Source organism: Streptomyces sp. NPDC052064, assembly GCF_055585925.1.
The window spans coordinates 44246-59711 of sequence record NZ_JBVJJE010000018.1; the positions used below are offsets into that span (position 1 = coordinate 44246).

The 15466-nt window shown below is 69.7% G+C and carries 16 protein-coding genes and 1 riboswitch; of the genes, 8 read left to right on the forward strand and 8 right to left on the reverse strand.

Annotation, left to right across the window (positions count from 1 at the left end; all coding sequences use genetic code 11):
• Position 1 precedes the first annotated feature (1 nt).
• Both ACZ6TU_RS36090 and ACZ6TU_RS36095 read right to left on the reverse strand, forming a co-directional pair.
• Positions 2-1390, reverse strand: coding sequence for an alpha,alpha-trehalose-phosphate synthase (UDP-forming) (locus ACZ6TU_RS36090; RefSeq protein WP_469553037.1), 1389 nt, complete (start codon positions 1388-1390; stop codon positions 2-4).
• A 73-nt stretch (positions 1391-1463) separates the two neighbouring features.
• A complete protein-coding gene (locus ACZ6TU_RS36095; protein WP_467672683.1) occupies positions 1464-2408 on the reverse strand; it encodes a glucosyl-3-phosphoglycerate synthase in 945 nt (314 codons plus the stop codon).
• Between the two features lie 155 nt (positions 2409-2563).
• Positions 2564-2719: riboswitch (SAM riboswitch) on the forward strand.
• A gap of 18 nt (positions 2720-2737) precedes the next feature.
• Between ACZ6TU_RS36095 and thrC the strand changes: the two genes are divergently transcribed.
• The 6 genes from thrC (at position 2738) to ACZ6TU_RS36125 (ending at position 9970) form a co-directional block, all read left to right on the forward strand.
• Positions 2738-4024, forward strand: a complete 1287-nt coding sequence (gene thrC, locus ACZ6TU_RS36100; RefSeq protein ID WP_467672685.1) for a threonine synthase — start codon at positions 2738-2740, stop codon at positions 4022-4024.
• Between the two features lie 48 nt (positions 4025-4072).
• Positions 4073-4348, forward strand: a complete 276-nt coding sequence (locus tag ACZ6TU_RS36105) for a ubiquitin-like small modifier protein 1 (protein WP_010035955.1) — start codon at positions 4073-4075, stop codon at positions 4346-4348.
• Between the two features lie 447 nt (positions 4349-4795).
• Entirely contained in the window at positions 4796-4999 is a 204-nt protein-coding gene (locus ACZ6TU_RS36110; protein ID WP_010035953.1) for a cold-shock protein, read from the forward strand.
• Positions 5000-5390: 391 nt separating this feature from the next.
• Positions 5391-7013 (forward strand): chaperonin GroEL, encoded by a 1623-nt coding sequence (gene groL, locus ACZ6TU_RS36115; RefSeq protein ID WP_086564428.1) that lies wholly within the window; start codon positions 5391-5393, stop codon positions 7011-7013.
• A 180-nt stretch (positions 7014-7193) separates the two neighbouring features.
• A complete protein-coding gene (locus tag ACZ6TU_RS36120; protein WP_467672687.1) occupies positions 7194-8312 on the forward strand; it encodes an NADH:flavin oxidoreductase in 1119 nt (372 codons plus the stop codon).
• 101 nt (positions 8313-8413) lie between these two features.
• Positions 8414-9970 carry a carboxylesterase/lipase family protein gene (locus tag ACZ6TU_RS36125; RefSeq protein ID WP_467672689.1) on the forward strand — a complete coding sequence of 519 codons (1557 nt, stop codon included), beginning with the start codon at positions 8414-8416 and terminating at the stop codon, positions 9968-9970.
• A 1-nt stretch (position 9971) separates the two neighbouring features.
• Here ACZ6TU_RS36125 and ACZ6TU_RS36130 read toward each other — a convergent pair whose 3' ends face one another.
• From ACZ6TU_RS36130 to ACZ6TU_RS36150, 5 genes are all read right to left on the reverse strand, one after another.
• Entirely contained in the window at positions 9972-10541 is a 570-nt protein-coding gene (locus ACZ6TU_RS36130) for a hypothetical protein (protein WP_467672691.1), read from the reverse strand.
• A gap of 13 nt (positions 10542-10554) precedes the next feature.
• Complete coding sequence (locus tag ACZ6TU_RS36135) at positions 10555-11235, reverse strand: Uma2 family endonuclease (protein ID WP_467672693.1); 681 nt, start codon at positions 11233-11235, stop codon at positions 10555-10557.
• Positions 11236-11294: 59 nt separating this feature from the next.
• A complete protein-coding gene (locus ACZ6TU_RS36140; RefSeq protein WP_469553042.1) occupies positions 11295-12098 on the reverse strand; it encodes a hypothetical protein in 804 nt (267 codons plus the stop codon).
• 261 nt (positions 12099-12359) lie between these two features.
• Positions 12360-12572: a DUF397 domain-containing protein gene (locus tag ACZ6TU_RS36145; RefSeq protein ID WP_467672696.1), complete on the reverse strand. Its 213-nt coding sequence runs from the start codon at positions 12570-12572 to the stop codon at positions 12360-12362.
• Positions 12556-13395 carry a helix-turn-helix domain-containing protein gene (locus tag ACZ6TU_RS36150; RefSeq protein WP_467672698.1) on the reverse strand — a complete coding sequence of 280 codons (840 nt, stop codon included), beginning with the start codon at positions 13393-13395 and terminating at the stop codon, positions 12556-12558. The genes ACZ6TU_RS36145 and ACZ6TU_RS36150 overlap by 17 nt, the downstream gene beginning before the upstream one ends.
• Positions 13396-13509: 114 nt before the next feature.
• On the opposite strand from ACZ6TU_RS36150, the gene ACZ6TU_RS36155 reads away from it, so the two are divergent.
• Positions 13510-13755 (forward strand): hypothetical protein, encoded by a 246-nt coding sequence (locus tag ACZ6TU_RS36155; protein ID WP_467673547.1) that lies wholly within the window; start codon positions 13510-13512, stop codon positions 13753-13755.
• Positions 13756-13863: 108 nt separating this feature from the next.
• On the forward strand, positions 13864-14508 hold the full coding sequence (locus tag ACZ6TU_RS36160) for a hypothetical protein (RefSeq protein ID WP_467672700.1): 645 nt from the start codon (positions 13864-13866) through the stop codon (positions 14506-14508).
• A 1-nt stretch (position 14509) separates the two neighbouring features.
• Here the strand turns inward: ACZ6TU_RS36160 and murQ are convergent, their stop codons facing one another.
• Positions 14510-15442, reverse strand: coding sequence for an N-acetylmuramic acid 6-phosphate etherase (gene murQ / locus ACZ6TU_RS36165; protein ID WP_467672702.1), 933 nt, complete (start codon positions 15440-15442; stop codon positions 14510-14512).
• Positions 15443-15466: the final 24 nt, after the last annotated feature.

Below are 15466 nucleotides of genomic sequence, written 5' to 3' on the forward strand. Positions count from 1 at the left end.
ATCAGCCCCTCAACGCGTCGAGCTGGTCCAGGAACCACTGCGCCGGCGGCAGCGCGGTCGCCGCCGCTGCCAGCCGCTTGCCGCGCTCGGCGCGTTCCTCCGGGCGCATCGAGAGCGCCTCGTGCAGGGCCACCGCCGTCCCCGTCACGTCGTACGGGTTCACCACGATCGCGTCCTCGCCCAGCTCCTCGAACGCCCCCGCCTCCCGCGACAGCACCAGCGCGCAGCCCGCGTCGGAGATGACCGGGACCTCCTTGGCGACGAGGTTCATGCCGTCCCGGATGGGGTTGACGAGCGCCACGTCGGCCAGCCGGTACGCGGCCAGGGAGCGGGCGAAGTCGTCCTTGAGGTTCAGTACGACCGGGGTCCACCCCGGCGTCCCGTACTCGGCGTTGATCTCGTCCGAGACCCGCTGCACCTCAGCCGTGTACTCCCGGTACACCGCGAGGTCCTGCCGCGACGGGTACGCGAACGCGACGTGCACCACGCGCTCGCGCCACTCGGCGTGCGTGTCGAGGAGCCGGCGGTAGGCCAGCAGGCCGCGCACGATGTTCTTCGACAGCTCGGTGCGGTCGACCCGGACGATGGTGCGGCGGCCCTCGCCGATCTCCTCCCGGAGCGCGGCCATCCGTTCCTCGACGTCCGCCTCGTGCGACCGCTGCCGCAGGAAGTCCGCGTCGGCCCCCAGCCCGTGCACGCCGATCCGCGTGCCGCCGAGCCCGCCGGCGAACTGCTCGGCGCACGCGGTGAACGCGTCCGCCCAGCGCTGCGTGAGAAAGCCCAGCCGGTCCGCGCCCAGCATGCCGCGCAGCACCTGCCCGGCCACGTCGTCCGGCAGCATCCGGAAGTATTCGGGCGGCGCCCAGGGCGTGTGCGAGAAGTGGCCGATCCTGAGGTCCGGCCGCAGCTCGCGGAGCATGCCCGGCACCAGCGTCAGGTGGTAGTCCTGCACCACCACCGCCGCGCCCTGCGCGGCTTCCTCGGCCAGCGCCTCGGCGAACGCCCGGTTGTACGTCTCGTAGGACGCCCACTGGCGCCGGAACTCCGCGTCGAAGACCGGCTCCAGCGGCGTCTGGTAGAGCATGTGGTGAACGAACCACAGCACCGAGTTCGCGATGCCGTTGTACGCGTCCGCGTGCACGTCGGCCGGGATGTCCAGCATCCGTACGCCGTCCTCGCCGACGCCCCGCCGGACCGCCTCGCGGTCGCCGTCGGACAGCGCCGAGCAGACCCACAGCGCGTCAGCGTCCGAGCCGATCGCGGACAGCCCCGAGACCAGCCCGCCGCCGCCGCGCTTGGCGTTCAGCGAACCGTCCTCGCCCACCGCGTAAGAGACCGGGCCGCGGTTGGAGGCCACCAGCACCTGTGCAGCACCGTACGTCGAAGCCATACGCCTCAACCTAGCCCGGCCCGGAAACGCTCAAACGTACGGACCTGACCCACCCGGCCGAAAACGACCCCGGTCACGCCGCCTTCCGCGCCTGGTACTCGGCGATCTCCACCATCGGCGGACGCTCCTCGGTGTCCACGGAGTAGGTCCGCGGCTCGAAGCCGTCCCCGCCCCGCTCGAACTGCGTCAGGGACGGCCGGATCAGATGCCCGCGGGCCAGCCGCAGCTGGGCCGTGCGGTATATCGCGGCGGCCATCCGGCCCAGTGCCTGCCCGTCCTGGTGCCGGTGCTTGCGCACTCCGATGTCCACCTGGGCGAGGGCGTCCAGGCCCACCAGGTGCAGGGCGTCGACCAGCATGCCCAGCTCGACGCCGTACCCGACGGGGAACGGCAGCTGCTCCAGCAGCGAGCGGCGGGCCGCGTACTCGCCGCCGAGCGGTTGCACGAAGCCGGCCAGCTGCGGCCAGTGCATGTTGAGCAGCGGGCGGGCCATCAGTTCCGTCACCCGGCCGCCCTGCCCGGCAGCGCCGCCGAGCGGACGGTCGTACATGCCCTTCACCAGGTCGATGTCCGGGTCGGTGAGCAGCGGGCCCACGATCCCGGAGACGAAGTCGGACGAGAAGTCCCTCAGGTCGGCGTCGATGAAGCAGACGATGTCCCCGCGGGTGACGAGGAGGGAACGCCACAGCACCTCGCCCTTGCCGGGCACGGCCGGGATCGACGGGAGGATCTCGTCGCGGTGCACCACCGTCGCGCCCGCGGCGGCGGCCACCTCCGACGTACGGTCGGTCGACCCCGAGTCGACGACGACCAGCTCGTCGACGAGCGGCACCTGCCGCATCAGGTCGTGACGGATGACGGCGGCGATGTCACCGACCGTCTCCTCTTCGTTGAGCGCGGGCAGCACCACGCTCACCGTCTGGCCCGTGCGCTGCTTGGCGGCCAGAATCTGGTGGAGCGGACGACCGGTCGCTGACCAGGAACGGGTGCTCAGCCAGCGCTCGACTTCTTCCAGCACCGTGGCGGCTCCTCTGCGTACTCTCGGCGGGACGGACTGTGAGCCATCTCGCGGTTCGGACGACTATCTCAACTGTGCTGGTCGTCGGTTACAGTCTTGAACAACGCGGATGACCATCGCATGTCCGGGGTCAGCCGTCGTTTACAACCGCATACAGCTCATCCAGAGGGGCAGAGGGAAACGGCCCGATGAAGCCCCGGCAACCCTCCAGCCGATACTCGTAGGTCACTGTCGACCGCTCCGCGAGGCTCCCGGCTCGGGAAGGTGCCAAATCCGTCTCACGGCGAGATGCGTCGTGAGGAAGATGAGGAGAAAGGGCCTCGCCTCACATGGCTGTGCAGACTGTTGCAAGCACCACCCACTCCACCGTAGACCTCGGCCCCGCCGCCGCGCTGAGCTGCCGCGAGTGCGGCCACCGCGTACCCCTCGGCCCGGTCTTCGCGTGCGAGGAGTGTTTCGGCCCGCTGGAGATCGCCTACGACTTCTCGGCCTACGACACCGAGGAACTCCGCAAGCGGATCGAAGCGGGGCCCGCGAACATCTGGCGCTACGCCCCGCTGCTGCCGGTCCCGGCCGACGTGGCGGACAAGCCGAACATCAACCCGGGCTGGACCCAGCTCGTCAAGGCCGACAACCTCGCGCGCGAACTGGGTGTCGACGCCGGCAAGCTCTTCGTCAAGGACGACTCCGGCAACCCGACGCACTCCTTCAAGGACCGTGTCGTCGCCCAGGCCATCGAGGCCGCCCGCGTCTTCGGCTTCACCACGCTGTCCTGCTCCTCCACCGGCAACCTCGCCGGCGCCGTGGGTGCCGCGGCGGCCCGCGCCGGCTTCCGCTCCTGCGTGTTCATCCCGCACGACCTGGAGCAGGGCAAGGTCGTCATGGCCGCGGTCTACGGCGGTGAACTCGTCGGCATCCAGGGCAACTACGACGACGTGAACCGCTTCTGCTCCGAGCTGATCGGCGACCCGGCCGGCGAGGGCTGGGGCTTCGTCAACGTCAACCTCCGGCCGTACTACGCGGAGGGCTCCAAGACCCTGGCGTACGAGATCTGCGAGCAGCTCGGCTGGCAGCTGCCGGACCAGCTCGTGGTGCCGATCGCCTCCGGCTCGCAGCTCACGAAGATCGACAAGGGCCTCCAGGAGCTGATCAAGCTCGGGCTGGTCGAGGACAAGCCGTACAAGATCTTCGGCGCGCAGGCCGAGGGCTGCTCGCCGGTGTCGACGGCGTACAAGGCCGGCCACGACGTCGTACGCCCCCAGAAGCCGGACACCATCGCCAAGTCGCTGGCGATCGGCAACCCGGCGGACGGCCCCTACGTGCTCGACATCGCGCGCCGCACGGGCGGTGCGGTGGAGGACGTGAACGACGAGCAGATCGTCGACGCGATCAAGATCCTCGCCCGGACCGAGGGCATCTTCGCGGAGACCGCCGGCGGTGTGACCGTGGGCGTGGCGAAGAAGCTGGTCGAGAACGGGGTGCTCGACCCGTCGTTGACGACCGTTGTGCTGAACACGGGCGATGGTCTGAAGACGCTGGATGCGGTGGCTGGGACCGGGCTTACCGCGACCATTCGTCCCAACCTTGATTCGTTCCGTGAGGCTGGGCTCGTCTGATCGTCGTCGGCTGCCTGGGTATCTCGTCCAACCGGAGGTTTTGAAGTCATGAGCGTCACCGTTCGCATCCCCACCATCCTGCGTACCTACACCGGCGGCCAGGCCGAGGTCGCCGCCGAGGGGGCGACCCTCGGCGAGGTCATCGCCGATCTGGAGAAGAACCACACCGGGATCGCCGCCCGGGTGCTGGACGACCAGGGCAAGCTGCGCCGGTTCGTCAACGTGTACGTCAACGACGACGACGTGCGGTTCGAGCAGGGGCTGGAGACGGCGACGCCGGACGGTGCCGGGGTGTCGATCATCCCGGCCGTCGCGGGTGGCTGAACCGGTCGACCGGCTTGTTTATTACCTTCGGTAACCGCGGTTACTGAGAGTTCATCGAATTGCCCCCTCCGTGAGAGAAGCGGAGGGGGCAATTCTGTGTGATTGAGCGCGGTACAGTTGGGGAACGCAGCGCCGATCTTCTGATCGGGAGCCCTGAATTCCTGCCGCGCACCCGACAAGATGTAGCCAAAGTGTGTGCGTCTTCTGCGGCTTTTGTTCCTTTTGTGTGGCCCGACTTGCCCTGAAGTCGGGCGAATTCTCCCTACATTCCGGACCCTGCGCGTCCAGAATTCTCGTCCGATTGACCTGTTGCAGACGGCAGTTGGACAGATACATTCAGCCGCGGTCGACGCGTTCCGGCGCACGCCCCCAACCGTGGGGGGTGAGGTCTGACCCGGGTCCGCGAAGTGTGGATCTGTGCAAGGGCCAGTAATAGGGGAGTTAGGCATGGCTCAGGGCACCGTCAAGTGGTTCAACGCGGAGAAGGGGTACGGCTTCATCGCGGTCGACGGTGGTGCGGATGTTTTCGTCCACTACAGTGCGATCCAGATGGACGGCTACCGCACCCTTGAAGAGGGCCAGCGGGTCGAGTTCGAGATCTCGCAGGGCCAGAAGGGGCCGCAGGCCGACATGGTTCGCGTCTCTGCCTGAACGCGCACCACGACCAAGCGCAAGCGACCGGTCTTCTCTGAAGGGCCCGCACCCCCCGGGGTGCGGGCCCTTCGGCCTGTTCGAAAGGGCTGTCGGGCGGCGTTCGCGGGCGGCTGAGCGCCCCGCCCGATCCCGGGGAGGCGCTTGCGCCCGCCCGTCACCCGACCACCACCCCTCAACGAGCACTCGCTACGCGAGGGCGCCTTGCACTCTCGGGGGTCGAGTGCTAATCATTGCGTTAGCACTCTGAAGGTGAGAGTGACAACGTAAGGACCGGGTCGGTGAGGCCCGCAGGCCAGGTGGGAAGGAACCACGAGGCAGGCGAGCCGTCCGTCGCGGGCGCGGGCGCGGTCCGAAGTAATCACCCCCAGTCCTGGAGGGACCACTTCACATGGCCAAGATCATCGCGTTCGACGAGGAGGCGCGGCGCGGCCTCGAGCGCGGCATGAACCAGCTCGCGGACGCCGTGAAGGTGACGCTCGGCCCCAAGGGCCGCAACGTCGTCCTCGAGAAGAAGTGGGGCGCGCCCACGATCACCAACGACGGTGTCTCCATCGCCAAGGAGATCGAGCTCGAGGACCCGTACGAGAAGATCGGCGCCGAGCTGGTCAAGGAAGTCGCCAAGAAGACGGACGACGTCGCCGGTGACGGTACGACCACGGCGACCGTTCTCGCCCAGGCCCTGGTCAAGGAGGGCCTGCGCAACGTAGCCGCCGGCGCCAACCCGATGGCCCTCAAGCGCGGTATCGAGCGCGCCGTCGAGGCCGTCTCCGCCGCCCTGCTGGAGCAGGCGAAGGACGTCGAGACCAAGGAGCAGATCGCCTCCACGGCCTCCATCTCCGCCGCCGACACCCAGATCGGCGAGCTCATCGCCGAGGCCATGGACAAGGTCGGCAAGGAAGGCGTCATCACCGTCGAGGAGTCCCAGACCTTCGGTCTGGAGCTGGAGCTCACCGAGGGTATGCGCTTCGACAAGGGCTACATCTCGGCGTACTTCGCCACCGACATGGAGCGTATGGAGGCCGTCCTCGACGACCCGTACATCCTGATCGCGAACTCGAAGATCTCCAACGTCAAGGACCTGCTCCCGCTCCTGGAGAAGGTCATGCAGTCGGGTAAGCCGCTGCTGATCATCGCCGAGGACGTCGAGGGCGAGGCCCTGTCGACCCTGGTGGTCAACAAGATCCGCGGCACCTTCAAGTCCGTCGCCGTCAAGGCCCCGGGCTTCGGTGACCGCCGCAAGGCGATGCTGCAGGACATCGGCATCCTCACCGGCGGCGAGGTGATCTCCGAGGAGGTCGGCCTCAAGCTGGAGAACGCCACGATCGACCTGCTGGGCAAGGCCCGCAAGGTCGTCATCACCAAGGACGAGACCACCATCGTCGACGGTGCCGGCTCCGCCGACCAGGTCCAGGGCCGGGTCAACCAGATCCGCGCCGAGATCGAGAACAGCGACTCGGACTACGACCGCGAGAAGCTCCAGGAGCGTCTGGCGAAGCTGGCCGGCGGCGTGGCCGTCATCAAGGCCGGTGCCGCCACCGAGGTGGAGCTCAAGGAGCGCAAGCACCGCATCGAGGACGCCGTCCGCAACGCCAAGGCGGCCGTCGAGGAGGGCATCGTCGCCGGTGGTGGCGTGGCCCTGCTCCAGGCCTCCCAGGTCTTCGAGAAGCTGGAGCTCGAGGGTGACGAGGCGACCGGCGCGAACGCCGTGAAGCTCGCCCTGGAGGCCCCGCTGAAGCAGATCGCCGTCAACGGTGGTCTCGAGGGCGGCGTCGTCGTGGAGAAGGTCCGCAACCTCCAGGTCGGCCACGGCCTGAACGCCGCGACCGGTGAGTACGTCGACATGATCGCCGAGGGCATCATCGACCCGGCGAAGGTGACCCGTTCCGCTCTGCAGAACGCCGCCTCCATCGCCGCGCTGTTCCTCACCACCGAGGCCGTCATCGCCGACAAGCCGGAGAAGGCCGCCGCGCCCGCCGGCGGCGGCATGCCGGGCGGTGACATGGACTTCTGATCGATCTGGTCGATCAACGTCCTTGCCGAGGGCGGCACTTCCTGTTCCGACAGGGAGTGCCGCCCTCGGGCGTGTCCGGGATCACAGTGCGGGCGGGATGGCCTGGGCGGGGCCGGATGGTTGAAACGTACGTCCTATGCGTATGCACATACTGTCCGGTATCCGAAGAGGAGCCCCCACGTGACCGTCGCCGCCTCCCGTGCCGCCGAAATCCTGTCCCGGCCCGTATCGCTGGGCGGCCTGACCGTCCCGAACCGGATCGCGATGGCGCCGATGACCCGCATGTTCTCCCCGGGCGGCGTCCCGGGCGAGGACGTCATCTCTTACTACTCCCGCCGCGCCGCCGCCGGCGTCGGCCTGATCATCACCGAGGGCACCTACGTCGGCCACGAGTCGGCCGGGCAGAGCGACCGCGTGCCGCGGTTCCACGGCGATGAGCAGCTCGCGGGCTGGGCGAAGGTCGCCGACGCGGTGCACGCCGCGGGCGGCACGATCGTGCCGCAGCTGTGGCACATCGGCATGGTCCGCAACCAGGGCGAGCCGCCGGTCGCGGACGCCCCGGCCGTCGGCCCCTCCGGCCTGCGCATCGGCGCCGCCGAGCCCACCGGCAAGGCCATGACCCAGGCCGACATCGACGCCGTCATCGGCGCGTTCGCCGAGGCCGCGGCCGCCGCCGAGCGCATCGGCTTCGACGGCGTGGAGATCCACGGAGCCCACGGCTACCTGCTCGACCAGTTCCTCTGGGACGGCACCAACCGCCGTACCGACGCCTACGGCGGCGACCCGGTCGCCCGTGCCAAGTTCTCGGCGGAGATCGTCGCGGCCGTCCGCGAGACCGTCTCCGCCGACTTCCCCGTCATCTTCCGCTACTCACAGTGGAAGCAGGACGCCTACGACGCCCGCCTCGCCGAGACGCCCGAGGAGCTGGAGGCCATCCTGACCCCGCTCGCCGCGGCCGGTGTCGACGCCTTCCACGCCTCCACCCGCCGCTACTGGGTCCCCGAGTTCGACGACTCCGACCTCAACCTGGCCGGCTGGAGCAAGAAGATCACCGGCAAGCCGGCCATCACCGTCGGCTCGGTCGGCCTGAACGGCGACTTCATCAAGGCCTTCCAGGGCCAGGGCGCCGAGGTCGGCGACCTCGACAACCTCCTGGACCGTTTCGAGCGCGACGAGTTCGAGATGGTCGCCGTCGGCCGCGCCCTGCTCCAGGACCCGCAGTGGGCGCGGAAGGTCCTGTCCGGCAGCTTCGACGAGCTGGCGCCCTACGACCCGGCGGCGCTCAAGACGCTCAGCTGACCGCACACGGTCCGCACCCGGGCCGCCCCTGGATTCACTTGCGTCAGTCAAGGACACTGGCGGAGCGCCTGTTCACCGGCACCCCGTGAGGAGATCCACAGATGACGACGACCGAGTCCCACCCCCCGACCGGCGCCTCAGCCGGGCAGCCCGCACCGGTGGTGCGCACCACCGCCGGTGCGGTACGCGGCCAAAGGGAGGAGGGCCTCGCCGTCTTCCGCGGCATCCCCTTCGCCGCACCCCCCGTGGGCGGGGCCCGCTTCATGGCACCGGGCCCGGCCCACGCCTGGGACGGCATACGGGACGCGTACGCCTTCGGCCCGCCGCCCCCGCAGGACCTCGGCAACCTGGGCGGCCCGGGCCTGCTCGACGTGCCCGAGGGCGACGAGTGGCTCACGGTCAACGTCTGGACCCCCGACCCCGACCCGGGCGCCCGCCGCCCGGTGATGGTGTGGATCTACGGCGGCGCCTACAAGCTCGGCCACGCCGGCAGCCCCGGCTACGACGCCCTGCGCATCGCGACCGACGGCGATCTCGTGGTCGTGTCCCTCAACTACCGCGTCGGCATGGAGGGTTTCGCCCATATCGAGGGGGCGCCCGCCAACCGCGGTCTGCTCGACCAGGTTGCCGCGCTGGAGTGGGTGCGCGACAACATCGAGGCGTTCGGCGGCGACCCCGGCCAGGTCACGGTCTTCGGCGAGTCGGCGGGGGCGGGTTCCGTGGCCTCACTGCTGGCCATGCCGAGGGCGGCGGGCCTGTTCCGGCGGGCGATCGCGCAGAGCGTGCCGGGGACGTTCTTCTCGGACGCCCTGGCCCGTGACATCGGTGCCGCTCTCGCCGCCGAGCTGGGGCTGCGCCCCACGGTTGCCGACCTGGCGACGATCCCCCCGCGCGAACTGACCTCGGCGGGCGAGTCGTTGAGTGCCAAGATGCTCCAGTACATCGACCGCTGGGGTCACGCGGCGCCGACGGTCACGCCCTTCTCGCCGGTCGTCGACGGCGAGGTCCTGCCGACCACGCCCTGGCAGGCGCTGGCGGCCGGTGCGGCGAAGGACGTCGAACTGCTCGTCGGCCACAACCGCGACGAGTACCGCCTCTTCATCGCCATGGCGGGGCAACTGGGCCAGATAACCGAGGAGAGGGCCACAGCGGCCCTCCGCCTCTTCGCCCCCGGCCCCGACGGCGAACAGGCCTACCGCACGGCCTTCCCCGACGCCTCCCCCGGCGAGCTCTACGAACGCGTCCAGACGGACTGGCTGTTCAACATGCCCTCCCAGCACCTGGCCGAGGCGCAGCGCGCGGGCGGCGGCCGCGCACACGTCTACGAACTGACCTGGCCGGCCCCGGGGAACGGCGGTGCGCTGGGCGCCTGCCACGGCCTGGACATCCCCCTGCTCTTCGGCACGTACGGGGCGGACCTCGGGCTTCTGCTGTTCGCGGGCACGGAGCCGTCCGCCGAGGCCGAGGCGCTGTCGTCCCGCTTCCGGTCGTCCTGGACGGCGTTCGCGAGGTCGGGCGACCCGGGGTGGCCGGCGTACGACGACGAGCGGCGGCTGGTGCAGGTGCTGGACGCGGAGCCCGAGGTGAGGGCGTACCCGGAGGAGGCCTCGCGCAGGCTGTGGGAGGGCTACGACTTCCAGGCGCTGCCCCTGCTGTGAGCTAGAGGTTGCCCATCGGCTCGATGTCGACCCTGACCGGCGTACCCCACACGCGCAGGACCTCGTAGTCGGTGAACTCGTGCACGAGCCGGTACGCCATGGCCGCCCGGGGAGCCTTGCGCTGGGCGGCGATGTACAGCTCTGCCTCGCGGCGGTCCCGGCGCGGGGTGCCGCACAGCTGCCACGTCTGGCCGGTCCACAGCTCCGGCAGCCAGCGCTGCTGGGGCTGGGGGCGGTCGCCGCTGACGCCGTAGCGGGACTGGACCGGCTCGGCGGGCGGGGTGTGCGGGGCAGGGCCGTTGAACTCCGCGCGGCGGGCGGCCCGGCGCCGGGTTTCGCACAGCAGGCACAGGTCGGGGGCGGCCTCGTCGACCGGGCCGGTGGGGTGCTCGGGGCAGCGCGTGCTGGGCGCCGCCGTGGTGACGCTGTCCTCCAGCAGGTCCAGGGCGCGCTTCAGGTCGGCCTTGACCTCGTGCAGTTTGCCGTCCGGGGTGTCGGAGGTGAGGGCCTCCCCGTGCTCACCGAGGAGACGGAGGGCACGGCCTAGGGCGGTGAGCTGGGCGTGGTTCATGGGTCCATTGTCGTCAGTCGGCGTAGTCCTTGAGTTTCTCGGTGTCCAGGGTGATGTTCACGGGGGCGGGGAGCTCGACGGTGGCGCCCCAGGGGTGTCGGGAGATCTGCTGGTAGCGGCCGTCTTTCGGTTCGCTGTGGACGGTGAGTGTGTTGTTGTCGCGGTCGATGAGGAGGTATACGGGGATGTCGGCCGCTGCGTAGCCGACGGGCTTGTCGATGCGGTCGCGTTGGTCGGTATCGCGGTCGTGGGAAGTGATTTCTACGGCCATCAGGGCACCGTCGGGGTCGGACCACTCTCGGTCGCCCTTGAAGTGATCCACTGGTGCCAGGAACCCATCCGTGCGTGCCCGGCCCTTGCGGTAAGCCTCTGCCTTGACGCCCCGCTCCGGTGCGAGATCCAAGTCGGGTCGATGCTGCATGCACTGGCGCGACAGCCACAGGAAGATCGACGTGTGGTTGCCGTCCTGCATGGCTTTGACCTCTACCTTTCCATTGATGTACTCAAGCCGCACTGCCTCGGGCGCCGCTGCGGCAAGCTCCTCGAACTCGTCTACGTCGAGCGGGCCGTGCCGGATGCACAGTCGCCCGCCCAGGAACTCCAGCCTGTTCCGGATCTCCCTCGGAGCCCTGCTCACGAGTTCGTCGAAGTCCTCGACATCCATCTGCGGGCGGTCGGTCGTGTCTCGGGTCATGGCTTCGCCTCCTTCCCTCCATCGTGCCCCGGGCTGGTGGAGCCGGACCGTAGGAGCCGTCATGTGGATGCCTTCTCTCGGCGTCGTTGGGCCATTGCGGCGCGGATCTCGGCCGCGCGGGTGTGGACCGTGGGGGCGGAAAGGAGTGCAGGGGGTTGCGCGGGGGCGCGTTCGCCCCGGCAGGCGCTGCAACGGCCCCCTGGCAGGGTTTCCGGACGTCCCGGGACGCCGCAGTTCGCGCACTCCAGGACCCTCAATGGCGGACGCGGGGCAGGCGGGGGCGGGAGTTTGCTGGTCAGGCGGTTGCGGACCAGGGCCGCGGGGTGGTGGACGGGGGTCGGCAGGCCAGCCGTGAGCGCACGCCGTACGTCCTCCTCCGAGGCGCCCCGCTCGAACCACTCCGTCACCAGCGGGGCGAGCGTCGCGCAGTCGGCCTGGGAGAGGGACAGGACGGGCGCCGTGCGGCCGAGGGCGGCCAGGAGGATGTGGGCGCGGGAACGGGTAGGACGCTGCTGCTTCGGTACGTCGCCGCGTGTGAAGGCCGCCCACCAGTCATCGTCCCGGGCGGTGCGGGACCACCACGATCGGGTGATCCAGCGGGAACTGCCGTCGTCCGCCGTCACGCACTCCCGGCCTCGGCGCAGGTGTCCTGCCTGCTGGATGCGGTTGAGGGCGGTGCCGAGGGCGCACTGTCCGTACGGGAGGTGCTTGGCCAGCGTCTTTACGGAGATGTCTGCGCCGTCGGGGAGCCGGTCCAGGTAGGCGGCGATGGCGGCTTCGCGGGGTGGGAGCAGGGCGAAGTCGTGGTTCGAGCGCGGGAGTTGGTCAGGGGCGGAGCGCTTGCCGTAGCCCGGGTTCGCCATCGGGTGCGCGGATGGGTGCGCGGACAGGGAGGCAGCACTAAAGTTGGCTTCAGCCATGGGATCGGTCGTTTCGATCTCGTTGGTTAAGCCCCCGCAGGTGTTGGCGCACCGGGCGGGGGCTGTTGCTTGTGCGTGAACGTTAGAGGCCTGTCACTGTCCGTGGCAAGCCGAACGCGTCAAGTCAACACGCGGGGTGGGAGGGCGGGTTGAGGCCCTCTACCCGTTCCTTGAAAAGAGAGCTCGAAGCCCGGATCCCGAAGCTCAGGCGGTGCCGTCCTTGAGGTTTGCCACAAAGGCGGCCCAGGCCGTGGCCCGGAACACGAGCTTCGGGCCGTGGGGTGCCTTGGAGTCGCGTACGGGTACGAGGGTGGGCTGGTTGCCTGCTATTTCCAGGCAGTCGCCGCCGCTGCCGCCGCTGTAACTGGACTTGTGCCAGGCCGCGGCGTCCAGGTCGTGCTCAGGGATGCTCCTCATGGTCGTAATCCTGCGCGATGTCCTCGATGAGAGCCAAGGACTCGTCCGGGGAGAGGGCGCACGCTGTGAGGAGTTGGAAGGTGCGCCGCTGGTACCGGACGGTTGACGGGTCGTCCTCCAGCCGTCCCGTGCCGACCCCCTCGAAGTAGAGCAGCGGAGGGGCGTCCTCGAAATCCATCAGCTTCATGGAGCCCTCCATTGATGCATGGGCGCCCGCGCGTAGCGGCAGCACCTGCACGATGATCCGGTTCCGGCGAATCAGAGCAGTGACGTGGCGTAAGGCCTCTGCCATCACCTCCCGGCCACCGGTGTGCCGACGCAGTGCGGCCTCGTCAAGTACGGTCCACAACAACGGGCTTGTTGGATCGTCGAGGATGCGGCTCCTGTCCACACGAGCCGTCACCAACTCCTCGATCACCTCTGCCGGTGCTGTGGGCCGGTAGGCGCGGAACACGGCCCGTGCGTATGCGGGCGTTTGCAGCAGTCCAGGAATCAGGAGAGGCGAATACTGCCGGATCTCCGTAGCCAGCGCCTCGGCTTCTACCGCCTCCGCAAAATGCTCCGGATACTTCGACTTCGCCGCCGCCCCGCAGTTCCGCTGAAAGAAGTCCCCCGTCCCCAGTACCTCGTCCAGCAGCCTCGCGTACTCCCGCTGCATCCTGCGCGTACCCGCCTCCAGCTGCCCGATGAACGACCCGCTCACGAACAGCCGCTGGCCCAGTTCCTCCTGGCTGAGGCCGGCCTTCTCGCGGGCGTGGCGGAGTTCGGCGCCCAGGAGGGCTCGCGGGGAAGAGGACGGGTCGAGGTCCCTGGATCCGGGCATGGGCAACTCCCTGTCGCACACATCGGGTTGTTGGGCCGCCGTATATCGCCAGGTTAGAGGCGCGTCGGCCACGCTGTGTGGTGAATCGCAAACTCAGCGTGGAGGTAGGAAAAGGTGCGCTCGACCGAAGAGATCGTGGAGTCGCTGCGGGACGCGCTCGCGGGAGTGGGGGTCGTGCTGCCGTCGCTGGGCGTCGACCCGGTGACCGGTGCGAGCGCCGAGCCGTTCGCCCTGGTCGATCTGGGGCGGTGCAACGTAAGGACGGCCGAGCATCTGACGGACGTACTGCGCTCGCTGCCTGTGAGGGAGGCGCTGCGGGCGCGGGTGAGGCAGGTCAACCGTGAGCCGAAGTCACGGTGAAGTAATGGTGGTCGAGTACATCGCCCGGTTCCGGTGAACCGGGGCGTCGCGCCGCTGTATATCGTGGCGGGCGCAAATGAACGTGCCGGTGACAGGGGTTCGAAGGACATGAGCGCGTCCGGGACGGCTGTGGAGGCCGACGGCACCAGCGGGACGGGCAGTTCACGGCCGGCCCTGTCCGGCGTGCGCAAGGCCGTCAGTTCCGTGCTGTGGGCCGTGCTGGTGCCCGCCCTGCTGCTGCTCGGGTCTGCGGTCGGACAGTGGGTGACCTGGCTCGGGGTCGTCGTCGCCATGGCGACCATCGCGGTCGCCGCCGGTGTCATCGGCGGTTCCTGGCACCGGGCCGGGGCGGCGACGCTCGTCTCCTTCGGCGGATTCGCGCTGATGCTGTTCGCCGGGCCCGCCGTGTACGAGGCGTACATGAAGACCGTGGGAGAGCCCGTCGACGCCGTGGTGACCCGGGTGGTCGACCGGGACCAGCGCCGCGGGCCGGACATGTTCTGCACGGTCCGGGAGCTCGGCGGGGACCGGAGGACGTACGAGGTGTCCCAGCAGGAGAACTGCTTCGGCCAGGCCGAGCCCGGCGACCGCGTCGAGATCCGCGAGGACCCACTCGGGCTGCTCGATCCCAGGCTGCCCGACAGTCCCGATCAGCGGAACACCACGGAGATCACCCTCGCCGTCACCGCCGGACTGACCCTGCTCCTCGCGGGCGGCACCTTCTACGGAGGTCAGCGCCGCCGGGGCCGGTGAGTCAGCCGGCCGCCGCCAGCGCCGCCCGCAGGTGCCCGTCGGCCTCCTCCAGCAGGCGCGCCGCGGTCGGGCCGTCCACCTCGGCCAGGATGGTCAGGATCGCGTTCTTCACCTCGCCGTCGGTGGCGGCCAGGGCCCGTTCGATCTCCTCGTCGCCGGCGCCGGTGGCGAGGGCGACGATGCGGTGGGAGCGGGCACGCAGTTTGTCGTTGGAGGCGCGGACGTCGACCATCAGGTTTCCGTAGGTCTTGCCCAGGCGGATCATCGTGATCGTCGAGAGCATGTTGAGGACGAGCTTCTGTGCCGTGCCGGCCTTCAGGCGGGTGGAGCCGGTGAGCAGTTCGGGGCCCACGACGATCTCGATGCCGTGCTCGGCGGCGGACGCGAGCGGGCTGCCGGAGTTGCAGGCGAGGCCGATGGTGAGGGAGCGGTGGGCACGGGCGTGTTCGACCGCGCCGATGGCGTACGGGGTGCGGCCGGAGGCCGAGATGCCGACCACCGTGTCGTCGGGGGTCAGGGCGAGGGGCTCCAGGTCGGCACGGGCCAGTTCCCGGGAGTCCTCCGCGCCCTCGACCGAGGTGACCATGGCCTGCGGGCCGCCCGCGATCAGCCCGACCACCCGGGAGGGGTCGGTGTTGAAGGTGGGCGGGCACTCGGAGGCGTCCAGGACGCCCAGCCGGCCGGCCGTGCCGGCACCCGCGTAGACCAGGCGGCCGCCCCGGGCCATTCGCTCCGCCACGGCGTCGATCGCGGCGGCGATCTCCGGCAGCCGGGCCGCGACCGCCCCGGCCACGGTGGCGTCCTCGCCGTTCATGAGCCGCGCGATGTCGAGGGTGGGCAGCCGGTCGATGCCGGCGAGTTCCGGCCGGAACGCCTCGGTGGTCAGGGACTCCAACGCGGCTCTGAGATCACGGGGGTCGGAGGTGGAGGTCATGGGACGGCTCTTTCCGTGTCTTTC